This window comes from Chloracidobacterium thermophilum B (genome assembly GCF_000226295.1).
In the GTDB taxonomy this organism is placed as follows: domain Bacteria; phylum Acidobacteriota; class Blastocatellia; order Chloracidobacteriales; family Chloracidobacteriaceae; genus Chloracidobacterium; species Chloracidobacterium thermophilum.
Genome location: NC_016025.1, coordinates 169964 through 190945, shown reverse-complemented (window position 1 = coordinate 190945; position 20982 = coordinate 169964). Strand labels below are relative to the sequence as shown.

Here is a 20982-nt window from a genome sequence, read left to right as displayed (position 1 = left end):
GACCGTTCCAACATTATGCACCGTCAGCCAGCAACCGGACGTGGCGCACAGGCTCCCCTTCACTGAAGTACAGCGCCTGAAACTTCGGCAGCGACTTGAGGCGGTCCATCACCGTCCGCTGCTCGGCGGCCGTGGCCATGTTCCGGGCCAGCGCTTTGGCGTCAGCTTCATTAACGCGCAGCACCAACTGGTGCGCTATGGCCGAAAAGACGCTTTCGTGAAAATCCCGCGCTTCCTGCGAAGCGAGCACCAGCGAAATGCCGTACTTGCGACATTCCTTGGCCATGGTCGGAATCAGCCTGAGCTGTTGGGCGCGGTGGGCTTCGTCAAAAATGACGGCATGCGTGATCCGGGACTGAAGCCCACGCCGGAACATATCCCGGTAGAGCTTGTAAAACACCAGCATGGCAAAGGCGCGCTGAACCAACTCACTCTGCTCACGGTGCAGACAGACCACAACCGGCACCCTGCGCTGCCACAGATCGCGTGCCACTTCACCGGAGAGGGTCTGGAAAAACCCATAGTCTTCCAACTCGGTCAGGCGCACCAGCAACCGCTTCAGGGCGGCATCCTTGACCGCCCGCTGGCGCACGATCTCAACAAAACGTCCAAAGTGTGGCGTCTGTCCGGCGCGCTGATCGTCCCAGCCGCATTCCCGGAAGCTGTCCACCAGGGACTGGCGGATGGCTCCAAGCTGAAGGTCGCCCAGGTCCGGGTACATCGCCGCAAAAAGGTCGCGGACAGCACCGGCCACATCCACGTAAGTCCGGGGATGGGTTGGGTTCGGAACCTCCAGCGGGTTGAAGCTGAGCTGTCCGACGTTGAGGAAATCCACCTGCGGGATGCGCGCCTGAAGCTTCTCATCAAAATCCTGGTGGTAGGAAAACACCACCGGGCACACACCGTACGGATACATCTGGACGCACAGGTTGAGCAGACAGGTGGTTTTGCCCATGCCGGGCAGTCCAACGACAAGCAGGTGGGGATTGCCCCGAATGGTGAGTTTCCAGTGAACGTCCGCGCCATGGTTCGTCTTCCCCAGAAGGATGTCCGGCTCCGGCGGCGGCTCTCCCTCCGCCTCTTTGTCCGGTCGGGTCACCTGGTCGTCGGTTTCACCATTCTGTGCGGCATTGGCTGAGCCGCCTGACAACTCACCGGAGCCGTCGTCCGGGGTGCGCTCTGGTGTTTCACTTTCCTTTGGTTTCTGAATGGAAATGGGGTGGTCATCCTGGGTCGGCAGGTGAAGGCCGAAACGAAATGTTCTGACGGGCCAGCCAGCCCAGGACAGCTCCACCGGCTTCACCGCCTGACAGTCTGGAGAACACACCCACCCGCGATGCTCACCTTCTTCCACCAGAAACCGGTAATCGCCGGCTGCGTGCAGGATGCGGTCGAGTTCGGCCGCGATCGCCGCGTAGCTTTCCGGTTCAAGGTTGTGGCGCCGTGCCTTGTCCAGATAGGAACGCAGCACACGCACGAGCCGCGCCTGCCGCAGGGCACGCAGGGAAAGTGGCGCGGACCCGTCCAGATACTGTTCACGAAACTGCCTCTGTGTGGCTTCAACCTGGCGGCGAATGTCGTCGAGCAGGACATTGACCTGCTCAGGCGAAAAGTTCTCCAGGTTTTGGCGATACTTGACCTCGATGAAACGCACGGCCAGCGTCCCCTGCGGATGGCAAAAGGTATAGAGGAAGTCGGCACGGCGCTCATGTGGCGTGGAGGGGTCGGCTGGTTGTTTTGCCCGTGGCGGTTCTCCGAGCACATCGGTGAGGTCATCGAGGGGCACGAGGATGCCCTTGCGCAGCGAAACCCAGCAGGGGTCATCCGCAGTGGCGTTCCGGCAATGCGCCGCCGCCCAAGCTACGGCGAGCAGTTCTTTAGCAGGAGGCCGCGCTCCCGCCAGCCGAATTGGCAAACGGCCACTGATTTCCCTAAGCCGCGCCAGAAAGAACCGGGCTGCTTCCGGGCTGGGGTCGCCGCCGGCCTGTCTGATGAGTTCGGCGAGAAGTTCCTGGACTTCTTCCACCAGCGCCGTGGAAGCCACCAGCCGCAGATCGGCCAGATCATCCCGTTCGGGCACACAGTCCAGAACGTGGGCTTCATAGACCTCGCCGTGGACGTAGGGATGGTCGAAGTATTCCACGCCGGCGAAATGGTCGAGGATCAGCACCCAGTCACACTGCTCATGCATCCGGCGCAGCTCAAGCTGGCGTTCTTCCGAAAGCGTCGTTTGCAGCGCCACTCCGCCTGTTTCCCCTCCCAGATGCTTTGCCAGCAGGGCATCCAGGCTGGCTTGGAGACTTTTCAGCCGCGCCGTGTGTCGCGCATCGGCGGGATGATCGGTTGCGCGACCACAATCAGGCAGGAAGGCTGTCCATCGGGGCGTAGGGTCAGGATGGTACACGCGATGCAGACCTGCCAGCAGGCCGTACAGCGCCGCCGGTGGGCGACGAGCCGGACCCATTGCCTTCTCGTCCACAACCGTGACCTGCGAAGTAAAGAGGTCAAATACAACCCCCAAGTGAGCGGGCGTCTCCGGGAGTGACTTCATCCGTTGTACCCACTGCAAGTTAGGCTGGTTAACGCCCTCCGGCTCATAACGGGTCACACCACTCACCCAGCGGTCTTCCTGGGAAAGATGGTTTGCGCCCCGGTGACGGGAGCGTGCCAGAAGGCGATGCAGAAACTGCCCCGTCGTAGGCGTACCGGCGGATGCCGCATACAACTCCAGCACAAAAGCCGGTGGTTTGTCGGCTTCTGTTTCAGCGTCGTCTTCGGTATTGGTTTGGGTGGCTGTTGCCGGAGCCGTCTGATGCAACCGGCCTAGCGCCCGGACAACCACCCTGGCATCGCCTGCGCGCAAGGCGTGGACATGTAGCAGCTTTTGGTCAGGATGTCCGGCAGCATAGACCATGATTTCTTCACCGAGCAGGTCGGCGCTCCGGTCATACAGGGATTCCAGGCCTTCTTTTTCACCGTTGTCCAGCACCTGCGCCAGCAGCGCCACCGTTGCCTTCGGTTCGGGGTCGGCTTCGGGCGTCATGGCCACGGCCTGAAAACCCAGGGTATCGGCAAAGACGAAGGCGCGCACGCCGTCCACACCCGGCAACCAACCCGGAAACCAGGCGCCACTCAGATAACTCAGGTCGTGCTTACGTCCTTTGAGCGTTGCACCCTGCCTGAAACGCAGCTCAAACAGCAGGTCATCGTAGGCGGCCTGCCAGGCCAGCCGCAGCGGATGGGTGGGCAACACGATCAGCCCACGGACGTTGTCCTGTCCGTCACGGACTTCAACCGTCCCTACCAGCGCCAACTCCGGGCGGCCAACCGCCATCAGTTCGCACCAGGCGTCAAGGTAATCTTCGATCAGCTTTGCCTGGGGCGTGCCGACGACATAACACAGGCCACTCATGCTGACCCGGCGGCATAGCTCGGACAGGGCTTCGGTGGCTGCCTGCGTGCGCTGCCAGAGACCAACCGATATTTCCTCACCGGGCAGCACGGGTACAGGACACAGGTCGGCAGCCTGCCAGCGCCCTGAAGTGCGGACTTTGAGCCGCCACCGTACGATGTCTCCCTTCCAGCGTGGGGCGATTTCGGCAAACAACCTTGGATGGTCAAGACGAAACCCACGTCCCTGGCGGACAGACAAAGTCACATACCCACCCACAAATGCCATTTCCGGGGAGGTACAGGCGGCGGTGGCCTGTTCTAGTTCATCCAGTTGCACCAGGCCCTCACTGAGCGTCCGCACCCGGGGAAATGACCGTGCACTTGTCGCATCGGGCGGAAGATCGCCATAACGGATGATGAACGGCTCGGTTTCCTGTTCAATCCGTACCTGACCGTCTTCAGCCGTGAGGCGTACCCGCGCCCGGACGTAGAGCTGCCCGGTATCGTCTGTCAACTCATCTGGGGTAAAGGTAGCAGCTTCTTCCTTTTTGCCGCGATGCGAAACATGTTTTTCGGCCAGCACCTGGCCGTCTTCGGCCACGATGGACAGTTGATACTGCACGCTGCCTTCCGGCAGGTCTGGCGGCATGGTTTTCCATTTGACCTGAAGCTGTCCGTCATCATCATCCGGGCTGATGACCCACACGGGGTCTTTTTCCTGTTCGTCCGCAACGAGTCCCGACCATTTGAAGGGAGCAGTGCCGTGCTTGGTGCGCCAGGGACTAAGTTCAATTGCACTCAGGCTGGTCGCAGCTGAGGCAAGTTCGATTGCGCCCAACCAGAAGTGTGGATGTTCGGACAACGCCCTGAGCAGCTCTTCCGTCGTTTCGTGCCGTTTGGTTTCCAGGAATTGTTGGAGCGCCAGAGCGTCGGCTTCGGTTTTTGTCCGCACCTGGGCCCGCGCCAAACGTTCTGCAATCGACAGAAGCGGGTCTCTTACATCAAGCACCTCAGCAACTAGCCGGGCTGACTCCTCTAGGCACGCTAGTGCTCTCTGCTCGTCTGTTTTGCTGTGGATAGGAAAGCCAACCACGGGCCATAGCCCAAGCAACCATAAGGACTTGCCCCAGGCATGAGGGTCCTCGGCGCTTCGCGCCAGAAAGTCAAACCGAAACCAAGGTGAGCGATGTTGCTGCCGCTGGCTTGTCTCTTTGAGCAGACGGCGCAGCCATTTTCGGTAGGTGGTTGATTCGACACTCTGTACAGCCTCATCACAGGCCCGCTCAAAGAGTTTTTCTTCCTTGATTTCTAGGCATGCACTATAGACCCCGTCCATACCAGGGCCGGCTTTCTGACGGTCAACAAGCAGCAACAGTGCCGGACCTTTCTTTTCCCGCAGTGCTACAGCCTGGTCAGAAGTAATGGTGTTGTCGTACTTGTCTTCCCGGTCAGCAACCCCGTAAACCTGCCAGTGCTGTGCTTTCAGAATTTGCTGAAAGCGGAGGTCGCAAGCCAGCCGGCGGATGACATCCGGTGGGGCATCCCGTACAAAGGCCACCTTGCCGGGACGCGCCTTGCCAATCAGCCGCAAAAAAGCTCTGGCCAGCACATCAGCTTGCTTGTCCCAGTGTTCAATGCTGGTCAGGAACCGCGTCATCCCTGATCTCCTCCGGGCTTCTCACTCGTGGGCCGTTCACTCGTGGGCCGTGGGAAAGCGCGCCAGCAGGCGCTTGTCGGGCTCAGCATCGCTGACGCTCACGAACAGGCCCAGATCGCGCAGACGGTCTTCCGTCCACCGCTCGTTTCTTCTCAGCAGGTTTGCTGGCACCGGCATTTGGAATGGGGGTGGTTTGTGAACATACAGGCCGTAGCGGTCGCACAACCACAGGAAAAAGCCTTTCACTGTGGGCGGCTGCTTTTTCCGCTGTTGATAGGCCACCCACAGGTGCACCAGATAATCGAGCATGGTATCGGTCAGGGTCGGATGCCGCGTTTCCTGGCGCGCGCGACTACCGGCAGCCGCCGGTTTCGTCACCAGACCACAGGGGTGATTGCACAGAAAGCAGGCATCGAGCAGCTCAAACCACTTCCTGGTCTGTTTCCTGCCGCGCAGGGCTGTCAGAACACGGGCCAGCCGCCATACCGACTCGTGGGAAGGCCGCTGCGCCGCCTGGAGGTCGCGCACGATCTGGGGGTCATCTTCTGCCCACAGTTCAGCTATCCGGGCCGCTTTTTCAGCCAGCGCCTTCAGGACAGCCCCGGAAGCGGGATGGCGTCCGCAGAGCACCTCACCCAGCAGGTTGAGATAGGCGTCGCCGTGCGGGGTCCGGGCGGGCAATGACACTGAAAGCGTTGTCAGGGCAGAAACTTCCGCGTCGAGCAGGCGCAAGGCCATCAGGATCACCGGCACTTCCGCCAACAACCGGCTCTGCGCTTCAAAAACCTTTTTCGAGGCGCGTTTGAGTTCCCTGTCCAGCCCGCTGGAAGCATCCACAAGCAATGGCAGCCGTGGCGGTTGGGCGGGCAGACGCCCGTCCTGCGCCCATGCCGTCAGGGCGACAGCCGTGCTCGTCAGGATGGTTGACAGACCCACGGCCAGGGCCGCGTCGAGCAGGTTGATGAGGACGCCACGCGGCATGGTTTCGCCGTAAGCCACCATGAACACCTCCAGGTCTTCCCGCAGCGGCGCGGCAATGCAGGCCAGCGGCTGCTGGTTGGGGATAGCCGCCCCCCCGGCGCTGGCGCTGAGCGGTCGCGGCGGCTGCTCCAGGGCTTCCGCCAGCCGGATTGTCAACCATTCCGGGAGCGTCACCCGTGTGACTTCATCAAACTGGTCGCTGGAAAGGTCTCTGAACGGCTCCGGTGGTTTCACCCCATGCAGGAAGGGCTTGAGCAGCAGGTTTTCCCGAAACCGCCGCCCGACAGGAAACGGTGTGGGATCATCGGCTGGCGAGTCGGTGACGACCGGGCCGTTTTGACCGGCCAGCATGGCCACAATCGTCTCCGGCACGTAACGCAGGTTGACGCTGCGTTCCGGCAGATCGAGCCAGCCGGCAAAGTAGTGGGTTGGCAGGGCCCGCCGGAGCGGTTCCTGCTTGTCTTCCGAGCGGCTGCGGTTTTCCAGACAGAACCCCATGAGCAGATCGCCCAGGATGTGCCGGGTGGTTTCGTCTTCAAAGCCCCTGAAATGGTGAGTCTGGGCAAGCTGACTGGCGACGGAAGCCACTGAAGGCTCTTTGTCCCCGCCACCGAAGACCTCGGCCAGCCGCCCCTTGCCGCGCCGTTGCACATAGCGGGAAAGATAGAAGATGGCTGGCAACGTCGCCGTAATGTCCACGTCCTGAATCGAAAACGGTACGGCTGGCCGGTAGTCGCCGGTGAGGACCCGGTCACACCACGGCTTGCCAAAGGCAGTTTGAAGCCGGGTTTTGTAAGTGCCTTCTGTCATGACACTTTCCCTTCCCAATCCAGCCCCAGTGCGGGTGGTGCCTGACGTTTGAGCCAGGCTGCCCGCGTAGGCAGTCACTGTAAGCCTGCCGCAGCGGGTCAGCTTAGACGAGGGGTTAGGACTCATCGGCGAAGCTGTGCCGCCCACTTGCACCTGCTCGTGGTGCAGCGACCAGGCTTGCCGGGCGGCTTGCGCCCATTCAAGGATGGCAACGGCGTGGTCTGCGGCAGTCCTGGCTGCCAGAGGGTGCAGGACATTGATCTTGTGTGTCGTCACAGGGGGCTCCAGCCATCGGAAGCGTTCTTTGTCTGCACAAAGTTTCAGAAATGCGGCAGGTTGGTCCGCCATGGTTTTCCATCATGAGACGAAACATTCGTACTCATCATGGCTGCCAATCCAGAACCACGTTACCGTGTCACCTTCAAGAACACCAAAGCATGATAGCCGCGTGTGATCCTTACCGACCACACATTCTCTTCGCGATTGACGCACTTGAAATACAAGGATGGATGAAAGGGATTTTCCACCCACAAGCGATAGGCTTTTCTGGCACTATGCTTGACGTCGGCATTGAGAATGTCATACGCCGCCCAGAAAGACGGCAACACGGCGGACTTCATAATTGCTCATCGTCCATTGGTTGTGCGCGTCCCTGCACAATATCCTGTTTCGCACGACGGGCAGCGGTCACCAATTGGGACTGTGTCTGCTCAAACAGGCTATCCCATTTCAATTCATCCTGCAGGTCAGCAAGATACTCGCGCAAATGCTCGACTACCCGCTCCTGTACCGATTCGGGCAAAGATTCCAGCATTTTTGTTACTGTCATAATGGCTGCCGTAGATGACATGGTTGCACCTCTCTTTCCACTGCTGGAAAAACATCCTGCACAAATTGTAAGCGACACGCCGGAGCGGACGAAGCCAAGTCTGAACTCTGCCATGCGGCACACGATTGGCAAGCCTCGGAAGCTCGGACTGTAGCCACCTCAATGGTTGACGGGTCGTGCGGTGCTTCGATACGAGGTCGCCACTCGTTGCCCGGCAGGCTGCTTCGCAACTGTGACACTCTTCACCACGCTAATGGTGACGTGCCCCAGCCGGTGCGCTGCATTCCGCACCAACTGCCACGGTTTGCACAATCCTCGACAAGCGCAACAAGCGGTGTGCCTCGGTGCTCACGGACAGGGTCTGACGCCAGAGTTCAGCGGCGCGCGGCAGTGTCCGCTGCATGCTGCTGTTAGCCGGCGTGCTACCGAAGGCGTTGATCACGTTTCTTCGGATTGGTCCACAGGTGCGAACTGCCCGGCACCGAAGTGTGCGTCGGCACCGAGTGGCCGGTCGAGGCTCACAGGTTCGTCAAACGTAAGCTGAAGCCAGAAGCCAAGCCGTGTCGTCAGCGTCCAGCCCCGTCCGCCTGTTCCGTATTCATGTGCCAGGACAGGCGAGACACAGCCGAGGCCACCAGGACCGGACAGACTCTCGACATGTGCAGGGCGCCGACCGCAGACTTTCTCGGCGCATGCGATGGCTTGTCGATCCACACGGGTCTCCTCCCTTCCCTGACGATGGCGTAGCGGCGGCAGGAACGGAGTGACGCTTTGCCATTGACGCGCCTCCGGCGCAGGCTTAGCCGACGCCACGACGGCCTCAGGCACCACGGTGATCGGGTAACTGCGCCCGCCTACGCGAATGCGCCCGACGCCAAGCAACGCGTCGAGTTCCTCCTGGGTAAGCTTCCCGCCGGGCACGCGGACCAAAAGCTCATCGAGGGTCACGGCTCCTGCGCGCGGGCGGGGCAGGTAGTATGCGTGCTGATGACCTCGAGCCACAGTGCCATCGAGTTCACGACCACTCAGTATCAACGACATCTGCCCCGTGCGGTCCCGATGCGCCTCCACAGCCGCGTCGCGAAACGCACGGGCGACGGCAACCACGTACCGAAGCGGAATGGGGATGCGGCGATTCAGGCGGAAACGAATCTCAGCCACGTTGACGCTTGGCTTGGCAGGTGGCGCTGGCACGCGCGGCCGGATCTCGTGGACGAGTGCTTCAGCCGGCACCGCGTACTCGACCCACCTGGCCCCACAGGGCAGCGGCATCTTCTCCTCAATGAGCTTGTCCACCAGGTGGATCGGGTATCCGCCACTGCGCGCGTTAGGGTGTTTGCCTGCATTACAGCCGCCTTGAACCGACCACAGGTCCGACGCCTTGAACTTATCGGGTACAGTGCAGAGCACCCGCCGGTAGTGGTAGTGCGTCGTGGGTGAGACTTGCTGGCCGGAGTTATGGTGAGTGACGACGAAGATGTTATCCGACCTTGGCGGCTCGTTACGGTCCACCAGACAGAGGCGCGCCCGGGACTCGCTGCGGCCGAAATAGCGCAGCCGTTCAAGGAGTTTGGCGAGCAACGCCCGCTGATCCGGCGGAAGTGACTTCGCGAAGCGGAACCAGAAGCGACCGCCTTCGGGAACGGCGAAGTGGTCGTGGTGGGGGACGCGATCGGACGCGCCCAGCCGCACGGGCTGGTAGTAGCGGATCTCGTGGACCGACGTGCGCGGAAGCCAGATCTCGGGCGCGTCGGATTGGCCCAGGGTCTCGATCAGGCGATCGCGGAGCAGGCCATCGCGGAGCAGGCCATCGCGATCAATCTCCGAGGATAAACCCGGCTGTGCGCAGAACCATGCGGAAGCGAGAGCACGGAGGAGTCGCCAAGGCGAGGGAGGCCACTCTGGCCCCGCCATTCCAAACTGGGACTCGCCCCACACGTGTGCATGGTAGCGACCCGAGAGAAGTTTCACCTCGATGACGGTTGTGTTGGTCATTCCTGTGCTTCGCCCGCCTGCTCGACATTCGCCTCTGTTTGTTGGGCGGCCTTGCTGCCACCCTTCTTCTCCTGCTTCGGCTTGTTCTCCTGATTCTGCTTGGGATCGTACGTGACCTCCACCATGGGGCCGTCGTAGAGATTGCCGGGCGACGACTCCTTCCCGCTCGCGGTGCCCTTCTCCGCGCTCGACTTGCCTTCTTTCGGTTCCCCGGAGGTCGCCTCGTCCTTTTTGTCCGAGAGCAGTTCCTTGATGAGCGCGCTGAAGGTCACCCCGGACATCCCGGCCTGCTTGCCGTCGTCATTTCCGTGGGTATCTGGCAAGTTTCCGTGGGTATCTGGCAAGAAGGACGGACCCTCAGCTTGGCCGAGGCCGGTGGGCTTCGCTTCCATCAACTCGGTGGGGGTGGTCTGCCCCTTTGATGAGTTGCCGCTCCACGAGATCGACTCGCAGGTCAGGTAGCAATCGGCGCGGAGGCGGAGACTCGGCCCGGTCGATCGGCTGCGAGGATCGAACGATTGATTGTTGTTGAGAAAGGCACCGATCTTCCAGAGGGCAAGGCCGAGGAGGAACTTCTTCCGGTCATCTGCGAGCGACAAGCTCCTCAGCGCAAGAAGATCGATCTCGAACGTTGCCGTGATGTTCTTCGGCACAATGCGGCTCTTCGCGGCAATGCTCTGCCCCTTGTTGGCGCGCTCCTTGCGTGTCGACTCCGGCTCGATCCCGTCCCACTTCACCATGACGTAGTGGACCTCGGGGTCGTCCGCGAGCTCGGCCTCGAGCCTCGCGTGGACGAGGCGAGTCTGGCGCAGTCCGACGAACTTCCACTGCACGAACTGGAAGCCGTGCAGGAGCGCCGACGGATCCAGTGCAAAGACAAGCCGCTCGAGGTCCGCGCGCCTGTCCATGGGCCAGAAGTCGCCGTTGTTCTCCGGCCTGTTCTCCAGCCCGATCTTTTCCTCGAACAGCTTGCGCAGGTTTTTGTTACCGCCCGCAAGCTCGCTTTCGAGAATGTAGGACGATGCAATCCGGTGCGGCTCGGTGAGGTTCGTCGCCAGGAGTTTGCCGCCCTTGTCCTTCACCGCAATGACCGGCAGGCCCCTGAGGTCGTCCACCCAGACCCCTGGCGCCTTCATGCAGACCGCTTCGAGTCGGTTCGCCATGCTCTGCTCGCTCTCGACGAGGCACCAGCGGCGGCCTTCCTTGTCGCGGTAGATGCAGGCACCGATGTCGGGAAAGCCGGTGGGCTGGAGAAAGTTGCCGTTCGTGAGCTTGAGCGACGCGGTGATCACGATGTGGTACTGCGCGTAGAGTTGATCGAGCAGCGATTGAGCCTGTGACTGGGCCGGTGTCGTTGTCATGCGATAGCCTCCTGTTCGTCAATCGGCACCCAGAGACGCCGCGATAGGGCGAGCGTGTCGTCTTTCAAGATGGGGACGAGAACTGCGAGCAGCATTCGCGCTGCCTCGTCACCCGGGATCGTCGCGGCGAAGCGCGCAACAGCCTTTCCGGTCGGTCTCGGATTCGTGCTCCAAGGGAGTCCGTTGACTCGCAGTCGCCGGAGCGCCAATTCAACAGCCCTCTCGACCCCGCTGGCGCTGCCTAATGAGAGAAGCCGCGCAACAGTGCCGTCGCGCGGGGGCCGCGACTCCGGCGGCGGATCGATGCCCAGATCGAGCCATAGCCGGAGTGCCACGTACGACGGCGGCAGGAAAACGCCTGCGCCCGACGCTGTAGCCTGCTCAGTTTCCAACGGTTGGTTGTGGTTTTGCCAGTCGAGAAGGGCGTAGAGAGCAGCGAGGCAATGGACCTCCCGAATGTTCACGTCACCACGAAGCAGGGCGGCGATGTCGGCGAGGCGCGCGAAGCGCGCGGCGGCAAACGGCAGCCTCGGCAACTCGGCACTGTCGAGCCAGCGGTACCAGAAGAGGTCCCCGAAGTCACCGAGGGGGTTCAGGCCGGACCACCGGAGAGAACGCGACGGAGGCGATTCCGGAACCGTCCAGGCGCGGTCGTCCCAGCGGTATCGAACCGGGAGCATGTGCTCAAGGATGGGCCCGACAACCGCACCCTCGGCTCGAACCCCGAGGTCGGCTCGAACCCCGAGGATCGAACCGATGGCACGTCCCAGTCGATGGGCCGGGTCTGGCCCGTTCCCGAGTGCACGCTCCCATAGGAGCGCCGGGAGCGGTGGCAGTGGGCGCGGCTTCCGGCGTGTGTCCTCGAGGTCCCGGCGCAGGGCACCGGACACAACAAGCGCCTGGTTGAGATCCCAGAGCGACTCGAGGATGCCACGATACGTATCGGGCCCGGGCTCATCGACTGCGCGATGGATGGCCTCCTCCGCGCGCGCACGTTCCGCGCGCAAACGATCCGTGCTGAACTGGTCGAACCATCCCGTTTCCGCGAGCGGTGCCAGCATCAGCCGTAGCGTTGCGTGTTCCTTGCCCTTGACCCCAACGCGCGTCGAACCGCGTGGGATGCCTTGACGCATCCGCTGGTCCTGCCCTCGGCGGCGCCCTTCGAGGACGAAGCGATGGAAGGTGTCGAAGGCGGCACCGGGGCCACGCCCGACGACCGCCGCCCGGAACTCTGCTGCGGTGGCGGCGAAGCCCCGGCCTGACAGACGTGCCTGGAACTGACGCATCTGGACTTCGAACTCCGCGAGCGTCCGAGGGCAGTCGGCGTTCCACGTGGGGAGGTGGATCTCGACGTTCCGGAAGAACTTGCCCTTCCCGAGCTCGACCACCGAGCCCTCGAACACGAACGGGAACGCGGGGTACGCGCGGCGACCCCAGCGGAGGCGACGAAGGCTGCCACGCAAAAGCACAGCCCCACGCACTGCCAGCAGGAAGCACCATGGGCTGAGCGCAGCGCGATCCTGCGCCCACTTCGCGATGCCCGTCGCGTAGCGTTTCATTGGCTCGGGAAAGAAGAGATAGCCGCTGTCGAGCCCCTTCTTGAGTTTGGGGTTCCCTTCCGCGAAGAGCGACCACGCGATGTCCAACGGAGCACCTCTGGCCGCCTCGACTGCCTTCTCGACCTGGGAGAAGTAGTCGCCGCTGCCCTCCTGCCCATGGGCAGGGAACAGCGGGTGCGGTTCGGTCTTCTCCTTGTCCGGGTCGGGAAGAGCGATCGCCCGTGCCCATGCCGCAATCTGGGGCTCGAACCGATCATGGTTATCGCGCTTCTTGAGCTTCGAACCTTGCCGTTTGATTTTTTTCTCCTTGCTGCCGCGAACGGGCTTGAACGCCTCCGCAACGACACTCCCCCACCCGAGCAGGTGGCCGCGCACCACATCCTCGATCGCCTGCCTCGCCTTCGTCTGATCCGCGCCATCGTCGCAGGGCCGCTCGACCGCCAGGTGAAAGGCGTCGTCCCACCAGAACAGTGCGTCCGGACAGTTCTCCCCGACGATGGCCATGATGCCGAAGCCTTTGAGGAGATCGCCGAGCGAACGCGGCGAGACCCCGCCGAGAACGACCGCTGCCATCAGCTCGCCCTCCAGTCCGCGACGCGCACGAGGCCTTCCAGGTAGGCAAGGAGAAACGGCCCGTGTTTTTTGAGCAGTTTGTGCACGCGCCCTTGCCATCCCCGGTGCTGGCGGGATGGAAGCACGATTTTCGTGTTGAGCACGATCGGGTTATTTCCGACGGGTAAGGCGGCCGCGGGGATCCTGTCGCCGTCCCGCACGCCACACAGATCCACGGGGTCATCATCATCCCACGCCTCGGGAAGCAGCCGTACCTTGCCGTGGTGAGCGAGGATCAGGAACGCCGCGAGGTCGTCGTCCACGTGCTTCGACTCAAGGAACGCGAGGAGCGAGGCCATCTCGTGTCGGAAGCCTGAGGTACCGCCCGGCTTCCGTCCGTTGGACTTCGCATAGAGAGCGTTGTTGCGCGGATGTGGCTCGACGGCCGTGCCGCCGCGCCGCAAGTACTCCTGAAACGGCCGGGTGAATGTACCGTTTCTCTTCCGCTCGAGCGCCTTCCCGACGTCGTGCCAACGCGCGGCTCGGATGACAGATTCGCCGACGGTGCCATTCAACGCGAGCCTTCCCACGAGGTCCATTGCCTTCTGCTCCGCGAGGAGCAGGTGAGGTTCGAGCTCCATCCACTCCTTGGTGAAGCACCGCCGATCTTCGAGCCGCGCGCGTGGGCCCACGATGTGCTCGTCGATCTCGCAAACGAGCGACGCCGTTCCACCGTCGAGGCGGACCCAGGCGCGTACGCGCTTGCCGTCGTCCCTCTTACAGCGGTCAATGATCACGTTCGGTTTGTCTGCGTCCCTGGCGGTCCACCCGACGTCTTCGCGATAGCACCCGGCCTCACGATCGACCATGACGGTGTCGCCGGCGCGGATCTCGCGCCCTGTCGCTTTGCGCCAGGCGGCGCGACCTTTGCGCCCCGTAGAGAGCGTCAGGATCCAGACCTCGCGTTCTGCGAACGCCTCCTGCGCTTCGTAGAACGGCACGGGGCACAGCTCGCCGCGATGGAACGGCACCTGCTCGTCCGCGTCGCGCTCACCTGTCTCGTCCGCGTCGCGCTCACCTGTCTCGTCCGCGTCGCGCTCACCTGTGATCCGCCGCCAGAGCAGGTACGCATCGACGTCGCGATCGGCGGCGCGCAGATACGGCGTTACATCCGTGTAGCCACCAGACAGATCCGGATCGGTGTCAAAGAGATCGTCCAGGTCGAAGCGCCGAAGGACGGGCCCTTCGAGCGGAAGCGAGATCGAAAGAGTCGACAGCGTCTTGGGCGAGAGGGAGCCGTCGTGAGCCTCCGCCACCTGAGCAAGGAGCTTTCGGGCTTCGTCGATGGCCTCGGGCTCGTACGGCCAGCTCAGCTCGCGCTTGCGTCGCTCCTCGTAGTCACCGTCGGACTCCTGCTCCTTACGTGCCGGAGACGGCGGCTCGAAGATCACAGGCTCGAAGACCACAGCCCGCGCCGGCTTTGCCTTGCCCTTGTTAACGTCACTGGATCGTGGCCGCGTGCCGCTGCGATTCAGCCGTCCAAGCCGCTGCACAAGCGACGGCCACGGACAGAGTTCCGTGAAGAGCGCATCGGCGTCGAGGTCCACGCCGGCTTCGAGGACCTGTGTCGTGACGACGATGCGTCCGGAAGCAGGTGTGGCGGTCCCGAGCTTGCTCACGACTGCGTGCCGATCGCGCGGGCGCATGCGGGCGTGGACGAGGAGAACCTCCGCCCCGGCTCCGGCGCTTGCGCGAAGGCGGTCGTGGAGTTCGCGCGCACGCTTGACCTGATTCACGAAGACGAGCACGAGGCGTCCGCCATTCGCTTCATCGAGAATCGCCGTATGCAGATCGGGACTCTCGACGGTCCAGCCCTGCTCGCCTGGCTTGCCTGCCTGTGCGTCATCTTTGGACCCTGGCTTGCGCTTGCCACGCGCTGGCTTGACTTTCGGCTTCGTAACGCCAGTGTTGTTTGCAGCGGAGTCCAGGTGCAGTTCCAGGCGCTTAGGAGCGTTCCACCGCAGGGCGAACGCCGGGTTTTGAAGGTCGGCGTTTGTGTGCTGACATGCAAGCAACTGGCTCTTTTCAGGCGTTTGCATCCAATTCGGAAGCTGGAGCGAGCCGGCCTGGCTGCCGAGTGTGGCGCTCATCCAGAGCGTCTGGCGCAGCCCATGGGACGGAGGTGCAGCGTCCCAGAACGCTTGGAGCTGTACGCTCGTCGTGCGCCCCGGCCCCATGAGCTGGACTTCGTCCATCACCCAGAGCGCGTCCACGTTAAGAAATCCGAAGTCGATCGGCCACTCCTGCGGCGGCATCGCGAAGCCGCGATTCAGCGCCCGCGAGAGCAGCATGTCCTGTGTTCCAATGATGATGGCCTCGCGCTCCGGGTACTCGCGCCAGTCGCGCTGGGACTCGCCACCCATAAGCCTGACGACAGCGATCTTGTTCTGCTGCTTCCAGTCGACTTCGTAGCTTTTAAGCCGGTTGCCTTTGAAGATCGCCGTGCCGGCGAGCAGGTTGAGGTTGTTCAGCCAGCGGACAGCACACGCGCGCGTCTGCTCCACAAGCACGCGCATGGGGAGGCAGTACACGAGACGGCGCGGCGTCGCGTTGCGTACGGTCTCCTTCGGATGGCATCGCCGACGCCACAACCAGCCGAGGATCGCAGCAGCCGTCTTCCCCGTGCCCGTCGGCACCTCGAGCAACTCGGGCAGTCGCCCGCATTGGGCGAGAGCACGCTGGTAGGGGAAGGGCTTCCTGCCTGTCGCCTTCTTGAACCAATTGTCGAAGTAGTTCGCTCGCCCCTGAGTCATAACATGGCAGATCGGCTCGCAGGAAAGTACTGATGAGCTTGTTTGCGTTGGGCTTGTTCACACGGCGCAGCACTATAAGTAAAACCGGCAAACAGTGCAATCTTTCTCTAAATGCTCAAGACTAGCCAGTCACGCGGGATGCCGACCTGCCGGCCAACGCCCAAGGTGACGGTTCAACACATGCCTGGCATCGGCCGTTTTTTGGCTTTCAAAACAGTTGTTACGCCTTCAAACAGTTGTTACGCCTTCAAAAAGTAGCGCGAACCACGGCAATGCACCAGACGGTAAGGCGACGGCAGCGGTTTTCCAGCCGGAAACCTCTGCCGGGTCCGGCTGACTTGACCTTTGACATAAAACCTTTGCAGGCCTGAAAAGATTGTACACCTGCCTTTCCGCCGCTGTACGTTGGAAAAAGAAGGCTTCGTTCAAGCCTGTGTTTTTGCGCGTCCCCACCCCGACCTTTTCCTTCATCTTCTGTCGGCAGTTCCAAGCTGTGAGGACGCACCGTCATGAAAATTCTGATGCTTCAACCCAACTACCACTGCGGCGGCGCAGAAATCGCTGGAAACTGGCCGCCAAGCTGGGCCCCTTACATTGGCGGGGCCATCCGGGCGGCCGGTTACACCAACTACCGCTTCGTGGATGCCATGGCGCTCGACCTGTCGGATGAAGCCGTCGCCAACATCATCCGTACCAACCAGCCGGATGTCGTCATGGCCACCGCCATTACGCCGATGATTTACAAGGCCCAGGACACCCTGAAACTGGCCAAGGACATCAACCCGTCCACCGTGACCATCCTGGGCGGCATTCATCCGAGCTTTATGTATGGGCAGGTGCTGGCTGAAGCGCCGTGGATTGACTACATCGTACGCGGCGAAGGCGAGGAAATCATCGTCAACCTGCTGCGCGCCATCGAGGCCGGGGATGACCGCCAGCGCCGCCATGAGATTCGCGGACTGGCCTTTTGCAGTGACGAGGGCAACGTCGTGGCCACGCCGGCCCATCCGCCGATTGCCGATCTGGACTCGCTGACGCCGGACTGGAGCGTGCTCGACTGGAGCCAGTACATCTACATTCCGCTCAACGTCCGGGTGGCTGTCCCGAACTTTGCGCGGGGCTGCCCGTTCACCTGCCGGTTCTGCTCGCAGTGGAAGTTCTGGCGCAAGTACCGGACACGCTCGCCGCGCAAGTTCGTGGATGAAATCGAAACGCTCGTCAAAGAGCACCAGGTCGGGTTTTTCATCCTGGCGGACGAAGAACCCACCATCAACCAGAAGAAGTTTGTGGCGCTGTGCGAGGAGATGATTGCCCGCAAGCTCGACGTGCACTGGGGCATCAACACGCGCGTGACGGACATCCTGCGCGATGCCGATCTGTTGCCGCTCTACCGCCGGGCGGGGCTGGTTCACGTCTCGCTCGGCACCGAGGCGGCCACGCAGATGAACCTCAACCGCTTCCGCAAGGAAACGACCATCCAGGAAAACCGGCGCGCCATTCAGCTTCTCAAGGACAACGGCATGGTGGCGGAAGCGCAGTTCATCATGGGGCTGGAGAACGAAACGCCCGAAACCCTGCAGGAAACCTATCGGCTGGCGCTCGACTGGAATCCCGACATGGCGAACTGGAACATGTACACGCCGTGGCCGTTCTCGGAACTGTTCGAGGAACTCAAAGACCGCGTCGAGGTCCGCGACTATTCGCGCTACAACTTCGTCACGCCCATCATGCAGCCCGATGAAATGGAACGCGAGGACGTGCTCAAAGGGGTGCTCAAGATGTACGGCAGGTTCTACAGCCGCAAAGCGTTCCTGGAATATCCCTTCATCCGGGACTCGTTCAAGCGCAAATACATGCTGGGCTGCCTCAAGGCGTTTCTCAAGATGACGGCCACCAAACGCTTCTATGACCTGGGGCGCGTCAAGCGCAAGGGGCTTGGGGTTGAGGTGGACCTTGGTTTTGATTCGTCCAAGGTCTTCACCCGGGAACAGCTCACAGCGCTCAACGAGGGTCCGGGCGCGGTGCGTGCCGACGTGGACTACCTGGGTTCCATCTCCGCCTGTGGCGGGCCGCGTGAGCAGACCGTACCCCCGACTCCGCTGGTGTCATTGGGCAAAAGGGAGCAGGCTGACGATGAGGATCGACCAACTGTTGCAAAAATATAGCCGTCCCGGGCCGCGCTACACGAGCTATCCGACCGTCCCGGTGTGGAGTGAACAGGTTGGAGCGATGGATTACCGTGCGGCCCTTCAGGCGCTTTCGGAAACGCCAGACGCCCAAAACCTTTGTCTTTACGTTCACCTGCCGTTTTGTGCCATGGCGTGCCACTACTGTGGCTGCAACAACGCCGTCACCAGCAAAACGGAAGTTGTGGATGCCTATCTCGACCGGGTGGCGCGGGAAGTGGCGCTGGTGGTTGAACAGCTCGGACGCGGCCGGCGCGTCGTCCAGATGCACTGGGGCGGCGGTACGCCCAACACGCTGACGGCGCGGCAGATGGAGCGCCTCGTACGCCTGCTGGAAGAAGCCTTCGTTCTGGACTGGAACGGGGAAATGTCCATCGAGATTGACCCGCGTATTGCGTCGCCGGCGCAACTGAAGCACATCCGCTCGCTGGGTTTCCGGCGCATCAGTCTGGGCGTCCAGGATTTCCACCCGGAGGTACAGGCGGCCATCGGCCGGCATCAGCCGGAAGCTCTCACGAAGGCAGTCTATGCCGCCTGTCGGGACGTGGGCTTTGAAAGCATCAACCTTGATCTGGTGTACGGACTACCCCGGCAGACCCGCGCCACGTTTGAGCATACGGTGGCGTCCGTTCTGGAGCTGCACCCTGACCGCCTGGCGCTGTTCAACTATGCCCACATGCCGAAACTTCGTCCCCGCCAGCGGCACATCCGTGTGGAAGACCTGCCGGATGTCATCACTCGCTTTGCCATGTTTGACGATGCGCGCCAGCGGCTGACGGCGCACGAGTACGTATGGATTGGCATGGATCACTTTGCACGCCAGGACGATGAGCTGGCCGTGGCGTCCCACGAGCGCCGTCTCCACCGCAACTTCATGGGCTACACCCTGCGTCCGGCGGCCAATCTCATTGCCTTTGGGATGAGCGGCATCAGCGAACTGGAAGGATTCTATGCCCAGAATGATGCCCGGCTGGGACGTTACCAGACGGCCCTTGACCACGGGGAGCTGCCTGTCGTGCGCGGCCATCGGCTGAGTGCGGACGACCAGCGACGGCGGGAGGCGATTCGTTACCTGATGTGCCACATGGAGCTTCCGGTGGCCGTTCTTCGGGACGACTTCGAGCGGCAGCGCGCGGCTTTCCGTGAAATGGAAGCCGACGGCCTTATCTGCTTTGACGCCGGACGCCTGGTTGTCACACCGCTGGGACGCCCCTTCGTGCGCAACATCTGCATGACGCTCGACGCCTATCTGGAAACCGACGCGCCACGCCCCGTTTTCTCAAAGACCCTGTGAGTGGCGAGTGGTGAGTGGCGAGTGGCGAGTGGTGGGTAGCGAGTGGCGAGTGGCGAATGGAGCATCAGTTTGCGCCACTGGAGTTTCCGTGACGATTTGACGACGGCAGCCGGAACCCGGAGAAGGTCCTGGCCATCGGCGGCACAGAGAAGCTCATTGCCACTCACCACTCACCACTCGCTACTCGCCACTCGCTATTCCGCCATTCCTCATTCCCCACTAATCCCAGATGCGGTTTACGCCGTAAGCGTCGAAAATCGTGTCGGCGCTGAGGAGCGGCATGCCCTCGATCAGCGACTGAGCAACCAACATCCGGTCAAATGGATCGCGGTGGTGAAATGGCAGCGCGGTCAGGCAGTCGAAGTTCATTCCATATATTCCGCGAAGTCTTCGAGTGGGGCATCGAAATCGGGGGACATCCAGAACGGGCGGTCCTTGGCTGTGCCGGGAACACTTGGCCAACTCGTGCGCTCCAAGCGCTTGATGACGGCGACAGGTACACCATCAGCCGTCAGGATCAACTCCTCGCCGCCAGCCATTCCAGCCAGAAGTTCAGGCAATTTGGACTGGACGGCCGTCACCGGAAACGTGCGGGCAATCGTTTCGGTCATGTTGTTCTCCTTGTTGGTGGGCTTGTTCTGTCGTAGCCGCCAAAGCTACCTGGATTGTTATTCAGGTGTCATTTTCGCCGGCAACACGACTATCCGCAAACACCGGCTGAGTGCGGACAGTCAGTGAGCGGGAGGTGATTCGCTCGGCTTCACACACTAACGCCAAGTGCCTTGCCTGCTTCAGAGCACCCCTCAAAACATCCCCCACTTCCACCTACTCGCCACTCGCCCGTACGGGCGGGTTCGGAACCCGCCCGTACTACCACTCGCTACTCCCGAGGGTGCGAAACGCTGGATGCCGGGTGGTTCCGGGGCGGGTTCGGAACCCGCCCCTACCACTCGCTACTCGCCACTCGCCATTCGCCATTCACTATAAACCTGCACAACCCGAAAAAAATTGCTTCTATCTAAATGTCACAAAACCTGAAACGTGATAAGGCAACCAGTCGGTGCTGAAGTGGTTGGATGCGGCGAGGAGAACATAATGATCAAACGGATACAGGTGATGGCTCTGGCTGCCGTATTGTGCCTGACCGGCGCGATGGCCTACGCCCAAGGCGCAGGTGGCGAGTGGGAGACACTCAGCCGAGAGGTAATGGAGCTTTATCGGGCCGGTAAATATGACCAGGCCCTCGTGGTTGCCAAAAAGGCGCTGGAGGTAGCTGAGAAAAGCGTCGGGCCGGAGCATCCCAATGTGGCGAAAAGTCTGAACAACCTGGCTTATCTCTATAATGCCCAAGGGCAGTACGCTCAGGCCGAGCCGCTCTTCAGGCGCGCGCTGGCTATACAGGAGAAGGCCTTGGGCCCCGACCATCCCGACGTGGCGACAAACCTGAACAACTTGGCCGTGCTCTACAAAAACCAAGGCCAGTACGCCTAGGCCGAGCCGCTCCTCATGCGTGCGCTGGCTATACAGGAGAAGGCCTTGGGCCCCGAACCAT

The 20982-nt window shown here is 61.9% G+C and carries 13 protein-coding genes; 3 read left to right on the top strand and 10 right to left on the bottom strand.

Annotation, left to right across the window (positions count from 1 at the left end; translation table 11 throughout):
• Nucleotides 1-13: 13 nt before the first annotated feature.
• From CABTHER_RS11865 to CABTHER_RS17080, 8 genes are all read right to left on the bottom strand, one after another.
• Nucleotides 14-5050 carry an ATP-binding protein gene (locus tag CABTHER_RS11865; protein ID WP_014100894.1) on the bottom strand — a complete coding sequence of 1679 codons (5037 nt, stop codon included), beginning with the start codon at nucleotides 5048-5050 and terminating at the stop codon, nucleotides 14-16.
• Nucleotides 5051-5086: 36 nt separating this feature from the next.
• The gene (locus CABTHER_RS16115; protein WP_014100893.1) at nucleotides 5087-6841 is read right to left on the bottom strand and encodes a hypothetical protein; all 1755 of its coding nucleotides are present in this window, start codon (nucleotides 6839-6841) and stop codon (nucleotides 5087-5089) included.
• A gap of 616 nt (nucleotides 6842-7457) precedes the next feature.
• Nucleotides 7458-7691 (bottom strand): hypothetical protein, encoded by a 234-nt coding sequence (locus CABTHER_RS11850; protein WP_041569950.1) that lies wholly within the window; start codon nucleotides 7689-7691, stop codon nucleotides 7458-7460.
• A 417-nt stretch (nucleotides 7692-8108) separates the two neighbouring features.
• On the bottom strand, nucleotides 8109-9665 hold the full coding sequence (gene csb2 / locus CABTHER_RS11845; protein WP_014100890.1) for a type I-G CRISPR-associated protein Csb2: 1557 nt from the start codon (nucleotides 9663-9665) through the stop codon (nucleotides 8109-8111).
• Nucleotides 9662-11026 (bottom strand): type I-G CRISPR-associated RAMP protein Csb1/Cas7g, encoded by a 1365-nt coding sequence (gene cas7g, locus CABTHER_RS16110; protein ID WP_014100889.1) that lies wholly within the window; start codon nucleotides 11024-11026, stop codon nucleotides 9662-9664. The genes csb2 and cas7g overlap by 4 nt, the downstream gene beginning before the upstream one ends.
• Nucleotides 11023-13158, bottom strand: a complete 2136-nt coding sequence (cas8g1, locus tag CABTHER_RS11835; RefSeq protein ID WP_014100888.1) for a type I-G CRISPR-associated protein Cas8g1/Csx17 — start codon at nucleotides 13156-13158, stop codon at nucleotides 11023-11025. The genes cas7g and cas8g1 overlap by 4 nt, the downstream gene beginning before the upstream one ends.
• Complete coding sequence (gene cas3g, locus CABTHER_RS16105; protein WP_014100887.1) at nucleotides 13158-15950, bottom strand: type I-G CRISPR-associated helicase/endonuclease Cas3g; 2793 nt, start codon at nucleotides 15948-15950, stop codon at nucleotides 13158-13160. Before cas3g ends, cas8g1 begins: the two co-directional genes overlap by 1 nt.
• A 228-nt stretch (nucleotides 15951-16178) precedes the next feature.
• A complete protein-coding gene (locus CABTHER_RS17080) occupies nucleotides 16179-16421 on the bottom strand; it encodes a hypothetical protein (RefSeq protein WP_148264086.1) in 243 nt (80 codons plus the stop codon).
• A gap of 38 nt (nucleotides 16422-16459) precedes the next feature.
• Between CABTHER_RS17080 and bchE the strand changes: the two genes are divergently transcribed.
• Nucleotides 16460-18115: a magnesium-protoporphyrin IX monomethyl ester anaerobic oxidative cyclase gene (gene bchE, locus CABTHER_RS11825; protein ID WP_014100886.1), complete on the top strand. Its 1656-nt coding sequence runs from the start codon at nucleotides 16460-16462 to the stop codon at nucleotides 18113-18115.
• Nucleotides 18084-19430 (top strand): oxygen-independent coproporphyrinogen III oxidase, encoded by a 1347-nt coding sequence (hemN, locus tag CABTHER_RS11820; RefSeq protein WP_228374104.1) that lies wholly within the window; start codon nucleotides 18084-18086, stop codon nucleotides 19428-19430. The genes bchE and hemN overlap by 32 nt, the downstream gene beginning before the upstream one ends.
• 219 nt (nucleotides 19431-19649) lie before the next feature.
• On the opposite strand, the gene CABTHER_RS17070 is transcribed toward hemN, so the two are convergent.
• Both CABTHER_RS17070 and CABTHER_RS11815 read right to left on the bottom strand, forming a co-directional pair.
• The gene (locus CABTHER_RS17070; RefSeq protein ID WP_014100884.1) at nucleotides 19650-19799 is read right to left on the bottom strand and encodes a type II toxin-antitoxin system VapC family toxin; all 150 of its coding nucleotides are present in this window, start codon (nucleotides 19797-19799) and stop codon (nucleotides 19650-19652) included.
• Complete coding sequence (locus CABTHER_RS11815) at nucleotides 19796-20041, bottom strand: type II toxin-antitoxin system Phd/YefM family antitoxin (RefSeq protein ID WP_014100883.1); 246 nt, start codon at nucleotides 20039-20041, stop codon at nucleotides 19796-19798. The genes CABTHER_RS17070 and CABTHER_RS11815 overlap by 4 nt, the downstream gene beginning before the upstream one ends.
• Nucleotides 20042-20525: 484 nt before the next feature.
• Here CABTHER_RS11815 and CABTHER_RS11810 point away from each other — a divergent pair, with 484 nt between their 5' ends.
• Entirely contained in the window at nucleotides 20526-20921 is a 396-nt protein-coding gene (locus CABTHER_RS11810; protein WP_014100882.1) for a tetratricopeptide repeat protein, read from the top strand.
• Nucleotides 20922-20982 lie beyond the last annotated feature (61 nt).

Coding starts and splice junctions, on each gene's coding strand:
- CABTHER_RS11865 (WP_014100894.1), bottom strand. CDS start 5,050: ATGACGCGGTTCCTGACCAGCATTGAACACTGGGACAAGCAAGCTGAT.
- CABTHER_RS17070 (WP_014100884.1), bottom strand. CDS start 19,799: ATGAACTTCGACTGCCTGACCGCGCTGCCATTTCACCACCGCGATCCA.
- CABTHER_RS11815 (WP_014100883.1), bottom strand. CDS start 20,041: ATGACCGAAACGATTGCCCGCACGTTTCCGGTGACGGCCGTCCAGTCC.
- cas8g1 (WP_014100888.1), bottom strand. CDS start 13,158: ATGGCAGCGGTCGTTCTCGGCGGGGTCTCGCCGCGTTCGCTCGGCGAT.
- CABTHER_RS11810 (WP_014100882.1), top strand. CDS start 20,526: ATGATCAAACGGATACAGGTGATGGCTCTGGCTGCCGTATTGTGCCTG.
- cas7g (WP_014100889.1), bottom strand. CDS start 11,026: ATGACAACGACACCGGCCCAGTCACAGGCTCAATCGCTGCTCGATCAA.
- hemN (WP_228374104.1), top strand. CDS start 18,084: ATGAGGATCGACCAACTGTTGCAAAAATATAGCCGTCCCGGGCCGCGC.
- bchE (WP_014100886.1), top strand. CDS start 16,460: ATGAAAATTCTGATGCTTCAACCCAACTACCACTGCGGCGGCGCAGAA.
- cas3g (WP_014100887.1), bottom strand. CDS start 15,950: ATGACTCAGGGGCGAGCGAACTACTTCGACAATTGGTTCAAGAAGGCG.
- CABTHER_RS17080 (WP_148264086.1), bottom strand. CDS start 16,421: ATGAAGGAAAAGGTCGGGGTGGGGACGCGCAAAAACACAGGCTTGAAC.
- CABTHER_RS16115 (WP_014100893.1), bottom strand. CDS start 6,841: ATGACAGAAGGCACTTACAAAACCCGGCTTCAAACTGCCTTTGGCAAG.
- csb2 (WP_014100890.1), bottom strand. CDS start 9,665: ATGACCAACACAACCGTCATCGAGGTGAAACTTCTCTCGGGTCGCTAC.
- CABTHER_RS11850 (WP_041569950.1), bottom strand. CDS start 7,691: ATGTCATCTACGGCAGCCATTATGACAGTAACAAAAATGCTGGAATCT.